Below are 11,754 nucleotides of genomic sequence, written 5' to 3'. Positions count from 1 at the left end.
TTGACAAAGGAGTCTCTTATGGATACCATCACCTCTCTTTTGGCCCGGGAGCTGGGCCGGGATGAGGGCCACGTGGCCAACGTGGTCCAGCTCATCGACGAGGGAAACACCATCCCCTTCATCGCCCGCTACCGCAAGGAGCTCCACGGGGCCATGGACGATACCACCCTGCGCACCCTGGCCGACCGGCTCCAGTACCTGCGCAATCTGGACAAGCGCCGGGAGGAGGTCCGCGCCGCCATCGACGGCCAGGGCAAGCTGACCGAGGAGCTCTCGGCCGCCGTCGACGCCGCCGCCACCCTGGCCGAGGTGGAGGACCTCTACCGCCCCTATAAGCAGAAGCGGCGCACCCGGGCCACCGTAGCCAAGGAGAAGGGGCTGGAGCCTCTGGCCCAGGCCCTGTTCGCCCTGGGCGGGGCCGTGGACCCCCGGGCTCTGGCGGAAGGGTATGTCAACCCGGAGAAGGGCGTGGAGACGGTGGACGATGCCCTCCAGGGGGCCAGCGACATCCTCGCCGAGGTCATCTCGGACGACGCCGCCCTGCGCAAGAGCCTGCGGGACCTGTACCTCCGCCGGGGGACGCTGGTCTCCCGCGCGGCGGAGAAGGAGCCGGAGGACAGCGTCTACCGGCTGTACTATGACTTCCGCGCCCCCGTGGGCAAGGTCCTGGGCCACCAGGTGCTGGCCATCAACCGGGGCGAGCGGGAGGACATCCTGAAGGCCGGGGTGGAGCTGGACGGCGAGACCGCCCGCATCGCGGTGCGCCGGGCGGTGGTGCCCGGCCGGGCGGCCATGGACTTTGTCCGCGCCGCGGCGGACGACGCCTGGGACCGGCTCCTCAAGCCCTCTCTGGAGCGGGAGGTGCGCAATCTCCTCACCGAGCAGGCCAATGAGGGGGCCATCCACAACTTCGGCCTCAACCTCAAGCCCCTGCTCATGCAGCCCCCGGTGAAGGGCAAGGTCACCATGGGTCTGGACCCGGGCTACCGCAACGGCTGCAAGGTGGCCGTGGTGGACGGCACCGGCAAGGTGCTGGACACCGCTGTGGTCTATCCCACCTTCAGCGAGCGGAAGAAGCGGGAGGCCATGGACACCCTCAAAACCCTCATCCGGCGGCACGGGGTGGTCCACATCGCCATCGGCAACGGCACCGCCAGCCGGGAGACCGAGCTCATGACCGCCCAGATGCTCCAGGAGCTCCCCGCCGGGCAGGTGCGCTACATGGTGGTCAGCGAGGCGGGGGCCAGCGTCTACTCGGCCTCCCAGCTGGCCGCGGAGGAGTTCCCCGACTATGACGTGAACCTGCGCAGTGCCGTCTCCATCGCCCGGCGGCTCCAGGACCCCCTGGCTGAGCTGGTGAAGATCGACCCCAAGGCCATCGGCGTGGGCCAGTACCAGCACGACATGCCCCAGGCCCGGCTGGACGAGACCCTCCGGGGCGTGGTGGAGGACTGCGTCAACGCCGTGGGGGTGGACGTGAACACCGCGTCGGTCCCCCTTCTCACCCAGGTGGCCGGCCTCAACAGCACCACCGCCCGCAATGTGGTGAAATACCGGGAGGAGAACGGCCCCTTCACCGCCCGGCGGCAGCTGCTCAAGGTGCCCAAGCTGGGCCCCAAGGCCTTTGAACAGTGCGCCGGCTTCCTGCGGGTGCCCGAGAGCCAGAGCGTACTGGACCACACCGGCGTCCACCCCGAGAGCTACGCCGCCGCCCAGAGGCTGCTGGAGCTGTGCGGCTACACCCTCTCCGACGTGGCGGCCGGGACCCTCTCCCAGCTGAACGAGCGGCTGGACGCCTACGGCCGGGAGGAGGCCGCCGCGGCCTGCGGCGTGGGCCTGCCCACCCTGGAGGACCTGGTCAAGGAGCTCCTCAAGCCCGGCCGGGACCCCCGGGACGAGCTCCCGCCCCCTATCCTGCGCACCGACGTGATGGAGATGAAGGACCTGAAGCCCGGCATGGAGCTCACCGGCACGGTGCGCAACGTCATCGACTTCGGCGCCTTCGTGGACATCGGCGTGCACCAGGACGGCCTGGTCCACATCTCCCAGCTGGGGGTGGACCGCCGGGTCAAGCACCCCTCCGAGGTCCTCTCGGTGGGGGACGTGGTGACCGTCTGGGTCAAGGAGGTGGATGTGGCCAAGAAGCGCATCTCCCTGACCATGCGCCGGCCCAAATAACCGCCCCTTTGATCCCAAACCCGCTATTTCCCCGGAAAGGAGCCTTCCATGATCCTCACCTTTGACGAGACCGGCGCCATTCTGGACGAGCTGGCCGACAGTCTGCCCCCGGATTTTTACCGGGAACTCAACGGCGGCGTCTCCCTCCTGCCCGAGGAACTGCCCGACCCGGCATTTCCCGGGGAAGCCCTCTATATTTTAGGGGAATACTGCCACGACCAGATGGGGCGGTATATCAACCTCTATTACGGTTCCTTCGCCGCCCTGGCCCGGGCGGAGGGCTGGACGCAGGAGGACTGGGAGGAGGAGCTCTATACCACCCTCCTCCACGAGTTCACCCACCACCTGGAGGGTCTGGCCGGGGAAAACGGCCTGGACCGCAAGGACGCCGCCCTTCTGGAGGAGCTGCGCGGTCAGCTCTCCTGAATCCTCCAAACATGCACAAAAGCGCCGTGACCAAACCGGTCACGGCGCTCTCTATTTGTATGAGTTTGTATGAAACCGTTACAGCGCCAGATCCACGCCGAACTGCCGGGCCATATCCCGCAGGCCCTCCCCCACTTCTTCCCGCTCAAAGCCGCCTGCCTTCAGATCGGCGTCGGAGAAGCGGTTCAGGTGGACATAGAAGTCCACCGCGATCTCCAGATAGCGCAGATCGGAGGGGTCTGCCTCCTCATAGAGCAGATCCTCCGCCTCATTGAGGCGGTTTTCCTTGAGCAGCTGATCCAGGGCAAACCACAGGCCGTCCGCCTTGGCGTCGGCCTCCAGTCCGCTGGGGGTGTAGTCGGTCCCGGTCTTGCGCAGGACCAGGTGTGCGATGGTAGTGGCCAGCGCGTCGGTGGAGCGCACCAGATAATCGTCCTTCAGCATCCTTATGCTCCTCTCTTGAAATTATCTTAAAAAGATACTTGACTTTTATTTTCGTATATGGTATCTTACTAAGAGTCAAGAACATTTGTTCTTTCCAGCTATGAAAAAACGCCCCGCCGATTGGCAGGACGCTTTTGGTGGAGGAGGGTGGATTCGAACCACCGAAGCTAACGCAACAGATTTACAGTCTGCCCCCTTTGGCCACTCGGGAACTCCTCCATATGAACTTTTCAGCCCCTCATTAGGACGGTGGAGCTGGTGGACGGACTCGAACCCCCGACCGGTTGATTACAAATCAACTGCTCTACCAACTGAGCTACACCAGCAAATCAGCTCGTCCACAACGATGCTTAGTTTACCAGACGAATCCCGATTTGTCAACAGTCTTTTTCAAATTTTTTAAAATTTTTTTCACACAGGGAAAGGAGGGGGTTTTATGCCCGTCCCCATCCGGCTCGACCCACTGCGGGACCTGCAGCGCCAGCCCCCTGCGGACTGGTGCCGCCGGTGCGGCGCGGAGCTCTACGGCGAGGAGCGGGAGCTCTGTCCCGCCTGCCGACCCCAAAAGGAGGAATGGATATGGGAGAACCCCGTTACCGCCGGGGCCGGGCCTTTGCGTCCGATATGGCGGTCTACACCCGCACCATCAGCTCGGACAACGGTGCGGAGCACCAGCGCCTCAAGCGGAATCTGATCCGGGCCCTTCAGGAGGAGGTCACCCCCCTCCAGCGGAAATACCTGCTTCTCTATTATAGTGAGGGGCTCAATATGCGGGAGATCGCCGACCACTTCGGCGTGGAGCGCTCCACCGTCTCCCGCACCATCCACCGGGGGGAGGAGCGCCTGCGCCGGTGCCTGCGCTACGGGGCGGCCGCCCTGCTGGCCCGGAGCGGGTGATTGCCCCAGCCCCCGGTCTGTGTTACAATCAGAGGGAACACCGTCTATCTCAGGAATGCACAGGAGGAATCCCCATGTCCTATCAAGCCGTACTCTTTGACTTTGACTTTACCCTGGCCGACGCCTCGGAGGCCATCGTGGCCGGATTTGAGCACGCCTTCCGGCAGATGGGCCATCCCGCCCCCGATCCCGCCGCGGTCCGGCGCACCATCGGCCTGGTGCTGGAGGACGCCTACACCCAGCTCACCGGCCAGGCCGATCCCGAGGCCCGGGCCCGGTTCCGCGCCCTTTTCTCCGAGGTGGCCGTCCCCATGCAGATCAAGGTGACCCGGATGTTCCCCGGCGCCGCCGAGCTGCTGCGCGCCCTGCACGAGGCCCACATCCCCGCCGCCATCGTCAGCACCAAGCGCGCCTCCACCCTGCGGGAGGTGCTGGGCGCGCGGGAGCTGCTCCCCCTGCTGGCCTCCATTACCGGCGGCGAGGACGTCACCCATCACAAGCCCCACCCCGAGGGACTTCTCAACGCCATCGCCGCCCTGGGACTCACCCCCGGTGAGGTCCTCTACTGCGGCGACACCGTCATCGACGCCGAGGCCGCCCAGCGCGCCGGCGCCCCCTTCTGCGCCGTTCTCAACGGCACCACCCCCGCCGATGCCTTCGGCGCCTTCCCCAGCGTCCACATCGCTCCCGACCTGGTGGAGCTGCGGCAGTGGCTGGGGCTCTGATCCCTTCGTCCACAGTGCACAACACAGAGGCCCCGATCCGGCGGGCCTCTGTGTTTTTTTGCCTACGGCGGACATTTCGACGACAAACCACCCGGTTTTGTCTTTCTTACAAATACACCTCCCCCTTTTTCTTTACAAACTCTTTACTGATGCTTGCAGGACTCCTTTACAAAAAATCCGTTATACTGACAGCGTCCTGAAGAAAGGAAACAAAACGTTAGATTGTTTGGATAGGAGATCGAAGAACATGAATAAACTCTTTTCTCTTGCTTTGACCGGCGCTCTTTCCATTGGCCTGCTGGCTGGATGCTCCTCCGGCACTGCCACCACCCCCGCTCCCGACGGCGAGAGCAGCGCCGCTCCTTCCGCTGAGCAGACCACCACCCTCTCCGGTGTGGTGAACACCGACGGCTCCACCTCCATGGAGAGCGTCATGGGCGCTCTGGGCGAGGCCTTCATGGAGCTCAACCCCGACGTGACCGTGGGTTACAGCGGCACCGGCTCCAGCGCCGGCATCACCGCCGCTCTGGACGGCACCGCCGACATCGGTCTGGCCAGCCGTGACCTGAAGGATTCCGAGACCGGCGTCGAGGCCATCACCGTGGCCAAGGACGGCATCGCCATCATCGTCAACCCCCAGAACCCCGTTTCCGACCTGTCCATCGAGCAGATCGCTCAGCTCTTCACCGGTGAGATCACCAACTGGTCCGAGGTGGGCGGCAACGACGGCACCGTGGTGCCCATCGGCCGTGAGGCCGGCTCCGGCACCCGCGACGGCTTCGAGTCCATCACCGGCACCGAGGACGCCTGCAAGTACACCAACGAGCTGACCTCCACCGGCGAGGTGATCGCCAACGTGGCCTCCAACCCCAACGCCATCGGCTATGCCTCCCTCTCCGCTGTGGATGACACCATCAAGGCCATCACCGTGGGCGGCGTGGCTGCCACCGAGGAGACCGTGCTCGACGGTACTTACGCCATCCAGCGTAACTTCAACTTCATCATCAACAGCGACAAGGAGCTGTCTGAGGCGGCCCAGGCCTTCGTGGACTTCGCTACCTCCGCCGATGCCTCCGACCTGATCACCGGTGCCGGCGCCGTGCCTCTGGCCTGATCCATACCCCGATCCTGATGAACTCCCTCCGTCGGAGTGTCACTGTGGAGCGACCGCGAGGCGGGTGACCCCGCCCCGCGGTCTCCCCGCGCGCGGCACCCGGAGAGAGTTTTTTGAATGTCTTCCGGCCTCCGGCCGGATTTTGAAGAAAGGTGGAACCCATCCAAATGGACGAACATCTCAGCTATGTGCCCGGCGCGGAGCAGACCGCGCCCAAGCCGCAGCATAGAAGCCCCCTGCGTGTCATGGAGTGCGTGATGCATGCTCTCTTCCTCTTGTGCGGCCTCATTGCCATTGCTTTCGTGCTCTTTATCAGCTTCTATCTGATCCTCTCCGGGCTGCCCGCCATCCGCACCATCGGACTGACGGAGTTCCTCTTCGGCCAGACCTGGGCCTCCACCGCCGCAGAGCCGCAGTTCGGCATCCTGCCCTTCATCCTCACCTCCATCTACGGCACCGCAGGGGCCATCCTGCTGGGGGTGCCGGTGGGCTTCCTCACCGCCGTGTTCCTGGCCAAGGTGGCCCCCCGGAAGGTGGCCGCCGTGGTGCGTCCCGCCATCGACCTGCTGGCCGGTATCCCCTCGGTGGTCTACGGCCTGATCGGCATGATGGTGCTGGTCCCCGCGGTGCGGGAGCTCTTCAACCTGCCCGACGGCGCCAGCCTCTTCTGCGCCATCATCGTGCTGGCCATCATGATCCTGCCCTCCATCGTCAGCGTCTCTGAGACCGCGCTCCACGCGGTTCCCAAGGAGTACGAGGAGGCCAGCCTGGCCCTGGGCGCCACCGAGATCGAGACCTATTTCCGCGTCTCGGTCCCCGCCGCCAAGAGCGGCATCGCCGCCTCCATCGTCATGGGCATCGGCCGCGCCATCGGCGAGGCCATGGCCGTCATCATGGTGGCCGGCAACGTGGCCAATATGCCCTCCCTCTTCTCCTCGGTCCGCTTCCTCACCACCGCTGTGGCCAGTGAGATGAGCTATGCCGCTGTGGGCTCCCTCCAGCAGCAGGCCCTCTTCTCCATTGCGCTGGTGCTCTTCCTGTTCATCATGCTGATCAATGTGATCCTCAACCTCCTGCTCAAGTGGAAGCGGGAAGCCTGATCCGGTCCCCCGGCTTGGATTTTACGGAAAGGAATGATATACTAAATGGAACTCCAGACTCTTTCCGGCGCCCGGAAGGCCTATGACCGCACACTGCGCTTTCTGCTCTACTTCTCCGCCTTCCTCACCTGTGCGCTGCTGCTGTTCATCATCGGCTATATCTTTATCAAGGGTCTCCCCCATGTGACCTGGGAGCTGCTCTCCACCAAACCCAGCTACATCCGGGACACCATCGGAATTCTGCCCAACATCCTCAACACCGTCTTCATTGTGGCCGTCACCCTCATCATCACCCTGCCCCTGGGCGTGGGTGCGGCGGTCTACCTCACGGAATACGCCCAGAACCGCCGGCTGGTCTCGGCCATCGAGTTTGCCACCGAGACCCTCACGGGCATCCCCTCCATCATCTTCGGTCTGGTGGGCATGCTCTTCTTCTGTAATTTCCTCTCTCTGGGCAAGTCCCTGCTGGCCGGCTCCCTGACCCTGGTCATCGTGACTCTGCCCACCATCATCCGCACCACCCAGGAGTCCCTCAAGACCGTGCCCCAGAGCTACCGGGAGGGCGCGCTGGGCCTGGGCTCGGGCAAGTGGCACATGATCCGCACCCTCGTGCTCCCCTCCTCGGTGGACGGCATCGTCACCGGATGCATCCTGGCGGTGGGCCGCATCGTGGGCGAGTCGGCCGCTCTGCTCTTCACGGCCGGCATGGGCATGACCCTGAACAACTTCTTCACCGCCGACGGTTTTCTCCACAGCTCCGGGGCCAGCCTGACCGTGGCCCTGTACGTCTACGCCAAGGAGCGGGCCGAGTTTGACGTGGCCTTTGGTATCGCCGCCATCCTGATGCTCCTGACCCTGCTGATCAATCTGTCCGCCAAGCTGGTGGGCCGCAAGCTCCGCCACAAATAAGGAGGTCCCCCATGAACGAAACTACCATTCTCTCCGCGGAAAAGCTGAATCTCTACTACGGCGCCGCCCACGCCCTGAAGGATGTGGACATCGCCATTCCCGAGCGGCAGGTCACCGCCCTCATCGGTCCCTCCGGCTGCGGCAAGTCCACCTTCCTCAAGACCCTGGACCGGATGAACGACCTGGTCCCCGGCGTGCGCATCGAGGGAACCGTCTCCTACCGGGGACAGGACATCTACGCCCCGTCCGTGGATGTGACCTGGCTGCGCAAGCAGATCGGCATGGTCTTCCAGAAGCCCAACCCCTTCCCCATGTCCATCTACGACAACATCGCCTACGGTCCCCGCACCCACGGCATCAAGAACAAGAGCCAGCTGGACGACATCGTGGAGCAGTCCCTCCGGGGCGCCGCCATCTGGGACGAGGTGAAGGACCGCCTCAAGAAGTCCGCCCTGGGCCTCTCCGGCGGCCAGCAGCAGCGTATCTGCATCGCCCGCGCCCTGGCGGTGGAGCCCGACGTCCTCCTCATGGACGAGGCCACCTCCGCCCTGGACCCCATCTCCACCTCCAAGATCGAGGACCTGATCTCCGACCTGAAGGACAAGTATACCATCGTCATCGTGACCCACAACATGCAGCAGGCCACCCGCGTCTCAGACAAGTGCGCCTTCTTCCTGCTGGGCGAGCTGATCGAGTTCGGCAACACCACCGACCTCTTCTCCATGCCCAAGGACAAGCGCACCGAGGACTACATCACCGGCCGTTTCGGTTAATCCCGCCTATTCCGCTCCCCGCTTTGGGGAGCGTTTTCCCATGCGGACGCGCCGCGTCCCCATTCTTACTCACAAGGAGGAACCCCACCATGCGTAAAACCTTTGACGCCGAGCTCCAGGAGCTGGGCGCGGAAATGATCGACATGGCCGCCGCCGCCGAGGACGCCATCGACCTGGTCACCACCTCCCTGGCCGCCCCCGACGACCGGCAGGCCAAAGAGGCCATCCATATGACCCAGAGCATGGACCGGATGGAGCGGGACATCGAAAACCGCTGCCTGCGCCTGCTGCTCCAGCAGCAGCCCGTGGCCCGGGACCTGCGCACCATCTCGGCCGCCCTGAAGATGGTCACCGATCTCCAGCGCATCGGCGACCAGTGCGCCAACATCGCCGAGATCTCCCTGCTGCTGGATAAGCGCCAGCCCGTCCCCAGCCACATCCGGGAGATGAGCAGCAAGGCCAGCGGCATGGTCAAGCGCGCCATCTTTGCCTACGTCAACCGGGAGGAGACCGCCGCCCGGGAGGTCATTGGCCTGGACGACGCGGTGGATGAGCTCTTCCAGTCGGTGAAGGGCGATCTGGTGGCCCTCATCCGGGAGGACCGGGAGAACGCCGACCCGGCCATCGACCTCATCATCATCGCCAAATACCTGGAGCGCATCGCCGACCACGCCGTGAACATCGCCCAGTGGGCCATCTACTGCGTCACCGGTACCCTGGTCGAGACCAATTAAACCCGAGGGAGGCTGCCACCCCATGTCCACCAATACCATCGTCGTCGTGGAGGACGACAGCAGCATCCGGGAGATGCTGCGCTACTATTTCCAATCCACCGGCAACGAGGTGCGCACCTATGAGAGCGGCGAGGAGTTCTTCGCCGCCGAGCAGGGCCGCTCCGCTCCCTCCATCTACCTGCTGGACATCATGCTGCCCGGCATGGACGGCCTGGAGATCCTGCGCCGCCTGCGCGCCAGTCTGACCACCGCCGATGTGCCCGTCATCATGCTCACCGCCCGCACCGCCGAGATGGACCGGGTAGCTGGGCTGGAGAGCGGCGCGGACGACTATGTGGTCAAGCCCTTCGGCCTGATGGAGCTTCAGGCCCGCATCAAGGCGGTGCTCCGCCGCACCCAGCGGGAATCCCCCGTCCTGCGCTGCGGCGACCTGGAGATCAACACCACCGCCCGCACCGTGCTCCGCGCCGGTGTGCCCGTGGAGCTGACCTATAAGGAATTTGAGCTGCTGCGCCTGCTGGCTGTCCACCGGGGCGCGGTACTCAGCCGGGACGAGATCCTGCGCACCGTCTGGGATTACGACTTCACCGGCGAGACCCGCACCGTGGATATGCACGTCAAGGCCCTGCGCCAGAAGCTGGGGGACGATGTGATCGCCACCGTCCGCGGCGTGGGCTACAAGCTGAACTAGAGGAGGGCGGAAGATGAAAAAAAAGCTGATTTTTTCCACACTTTTGATTGTACTGGCCGCTCTTCTGGTCTCCAATGCGGCGGGGTGCTGGTTCCTCTATGAGCAGGAGCGGCGGGACTCCACCCAGTCCCTGCGGGAGCTGCTCATCCTCATGGACAGCCAGAGCCAGATCACCAATGCCGACAGCGCCGCCGAGCAGTTCCACCAGGCCGCGCCCGACAAACGTCTGACCATCATCACCCCCGACGGCACCGTCCTGGTGGACACCAAGGCGGACGCCGATCAGCTGGAGGATCACGCCAACCGCCCCGAGGTCATCACGGCCCTCTCCACCGGCTGGGGCGCTGACGTGCGCTCCTCCGACACGGTGGGCGTGCCCTTGCTCTATGTGGCCAAGAAGTTCACCGACGGCATGATCGGCCGGGCCTCCATGCCGCTCTCCTCCATCGAGAGTCTGGTCTGGAAGAGCGTCACCGGCTTTCTCATCGCCTCGGTAGTGGCCCTCCTGCTCTCCCTCCTGCTGGCCCGCCGGATGGCCCAGAAGGTGCTGGAGCCCCTCAACGCCGTGGGCGGCGCCCTGACTGGCGTGCTCTCGGGCGCGTCCACCACCACGCTGGACGCCTTCCGGGGGGACGATGAGCTGCGCCCCATCCTGCGCTACATCGATAAGCTGGTGGAACGGCTGAGCGGCTCCATCCACAACCTCACTGTGGAGCGGGACAAGGTCAATCTCATCCTGGACTGCATGGACGAGGGCTTCCTCCTCCTGGACGAGGACGGCGGGCTTCTGGCCAGCAACCGGGCCGCCCGGAACCTCTTCGGTGTTCCGGAGGACTCCAGCGACGCGGCCGGGCTCCTGGTACTCACCCGCAGCCGCCGCCTGCGGGAGGCCACCGAGCAGTGCCACCGGCAGAAGAGCCCCGTCATGCTGGACGTGGACGACCTGCCCCTGCCCGGGCGCAGCCTGCGCTTCTTCCTCTCCCCGGTCTCCGGGCGGCAGTATGAGGGGGAGAATGTGGGGACCTCCATCCTCATCTCCGACGTGACCGAGCTCAAGGCCGCCGAGCGCATCCGGGCCGACTTCACCGCCAACGTCTCCCACGAGCTCAAGACCCCTCTCACCTCCATCAAGGGCTTCACCGACATGCTCTCCAGCGGGATGGTGACCTCGGCGGAGGATCAGAAGCGCTTCTCCTCCCTCATCGGGGTGGAGGTGGACCGCCTCATCGCCCTCATCAACGACATCCTCAAGCTCTCCGAGCTGGAGTCCCTCACCATGGAGCAGGGGGAGGAATCCGCCCCCGTCCTGGCCACCGCCCAGGAGGTACGGGAGCTGCTGGACCTCAAGGCCAAGGAGTCTGACATCACCTTTACCGTGGAGGGCGAGGAGTGCTCCGCCGCCATCTCCGCCCCCCGGCTCAAGGAGGTCATCCTCAACCTGGCGGAAAACGGCCTCAAGTATAACCGCCCCGGCGGACACCTCACCATCACCGTCACGCCCGGAACCAACCAGGTGACCCTGCAGGTGGCCGACTCCGGACTGGGCATCCCCGCCGAGGATCAGGCCCGGGTCTTTGAGCGGTTCTACCGGGTGGACAAGGGCCGCTGCCGCAAGGACGGCGGCACCGGCCTGGGGCTGGCCATCGTCAAGCACATCGTGGCCCTCTACCACGGCTCCATCGAGCTCAAGAGCCAGGTGGACGTGGGCTCCACCTTCTCCATCACCCTGCCGAAAGCGGTGTGAGCCCCTCTCTCCCGACGGC

Annotated in this window: 12 protein-coding genes and 2 tRNA genes; 11 read left to right on the top strand and 3 right to left on the bottom strand. The window is 64.8% G+C overall.

Annotation, left to right across the window (positions count from 1 at the left end; all coding sequences use genetic code 11):
• Window positions 1-18 precede the first annotated feature (18 nt).
• A complete protein-coding gene (locus tag INF37_RS02810; RefSeq protein ID WP_193536283.1) occupies window positions 19-2,178 on the top strand; it encodes a Tex family protein in 2,160 nt (719 codons plus the stop codon).
• A gap of 48 nt (window positions 2,179-2,226) precedes the next feature.
• Entirely contained in the window at window positions 2,227-2,604 is a 378-nt protein-coding gene (locus INF37_RS02805) for a metallopeptidase family protein (protein WP_101693681.1), read from the top strand.
• Window positions 2,605-2,682: 78 nt separating this feature from the next.
• Here the strand turns inward: INF37_RS02805 and INF37_RS02800 are convergent, their stop codons facing one another.
• From INF37_RS02800 to INF37_RS02790, 3 genes are all read right to left on the bottom strand, one after another.
• Window positions 2,683-3,048 carry a DUF6483 family protein gene (locus INF37_RS02800; protein ID WP_101693682.1) on the bottom strand — a complete coding sequence of 122 codons (366 nt, stop codon included), beginning with the start codon at window positions 3,046-3,048 and terminating at the stop codon, window positions 2,683-2,685.
• 135 nt (window positions 3,049-3,183) lie between these two features.
• Window positions 3,184-3,267: transfer RNA gene (locus tag INF37_RS02795), tRNA-Tyr, on the bottom strand.
• A gap of 31 nt (window positions 3,268-3,298) precedes the next feature.
• Window positions 3,299-3,374, bottom strand: a tRNA-Thr gene (locus INF37_RS02790).
• A gap of 253 nt (window positions 3,375-3,627) precedes the next feature.
• Between INF37_RS02790 and INF37_RS02785 the strand changes: the two genes are divergently transcribed.
• The 9 genes from INF37_RS02785 (at window position 3,628) to INF37_RS02745 (ending at window position 11,735) form a co-directional block, all read left to right on the top strand.
• Window positions 3,628-3,945 carry a sigma-70 family RNA polymerase sigma factor gene (locus INF37_RS02785; protein WP_235964166.1) on the top strand — a complete coding sequence of 106 codons (318 nt, stop codon included), beginning with the start codon at window positions 3,628-3,630 and terminating at the stop codon, window positions 3,943-3,945.
• Window positions 3,946-4,019: 74 nt separating this feature from the next.
• On the top strand, window positions 4,020-4,670 hold the full coding sequence (locus tag INF37_RS02780) for an HAD family hydrolase (protein WP_101693683.1): 651 nt from the start codon (window positions 4,020-4,022) through the stop codon (window positions 4,668-4,670).
• 247 nt (window positions 4,671-4,917) lie between these two features.
• The gene (locus tag INF37_RS02775) at window positions 4,918-5,784 is read left to right on the top strand and encodes a phosphate ABC transporter substrate-binding protein (RefSeq protein WP_186962890.1); all 867 of its coding nucleotides are present in this window, start codon (window positions 4,918-4,920) and stop codon (window positions 5,782-5,784) included.
• 245 nt (window positions 5,785-6,029) lie between these two features.
• Window positions 6,030-6,884 (top strand): phosphate ABC transporter permease subunit PstC, encoded by an 855-nt coding sequence (gene pstC, locus INF37_RS02770; protein ID WP_235964190.1) that lies wholly within the window; start codon window positions 6,030-6,032, stop codon window positions 6,882-6,884.
• 45 nt (window positions 6,885-6,929) lie between these two features.
• Window positions 6,930-7,793, top strand: coding sequence for a phosphate ABC transporter permease PstA (gene pstA, locus INF37_RS02765; protein ID WP_101693686.1), 864 nt, complete (start codon window positions 6,930-6,932; stop codon window positions 7,791-7,793).
• Between the two features lie 11 nt (window positions 7,794-7,804).
• A complete protein-coding gene (gene pstB, locus INF37_RS02760) occupies window positions 7,805-8,566 on the top strand; it encodes a phosphate ABC transporter ATP-binding protein PstB (protein WP_101693687.1) in 762 nt (253 codons plus the stop codon).
• Between the two features lie 89 nt (window positions 8,567-8,655).
• Window positions 8,656-9,300, top strand: a complete 645-nt coding sequence (gene phoU / locus INF37_RS02755; RefSeq protein ID WP_101693688.1) for a phosphate signaling complex protein PhoU — start codon at window positions 8,656-8,658, stop codon at window positions 9,298-9,300.
• 22 nt (window positions 9,301-9,322) lie between these two features.
• The gene (locus tag INF37_RS02750) at window positions 9,323-9,991 is read left to right on the top strand and encodes a response regulator transcription factor (protein WP_193536281.1); all 669 of its coding nucleotides are present in this window, start codon (window positions 9,323-9,325) and stop codon (window positions 9,989-9,991) included.
• A gap of 13 nt (window positions 9,992-10,004) precedes the next feature.
• Window positions 10,005-11,735 carry a sensor histidine kinase gene (locus tag INF37_RS02745; protein WP_193536279.1) on the top strand — a complete coding sequence of 577 codons (1,731 nt, stop codon included), beginning with the start codon at window positions 10,005-10,007 and terminating at the stop codon, window positions 11,733-11,735.
• The last annotated feature ends 19 nt before the right edge of the window (window positions 11,736-11,754 follow it).

This window comes from Pseudoflavonifractor gallinarum, from assembly GCF_014982855.1.
Classification (GTDB): domain Bacteria; phylum Bacillota; class Clostridia; order Oscillospirales; family Oscillospiraceae; genus Pseudoflavonifractor_A; species Pseudoflavonifractor_A gallinarum.
Note: the sequence above shows the minus strand (reverse complement) of the source record. Positions and strands in the feature narration are given on the sequence as shown.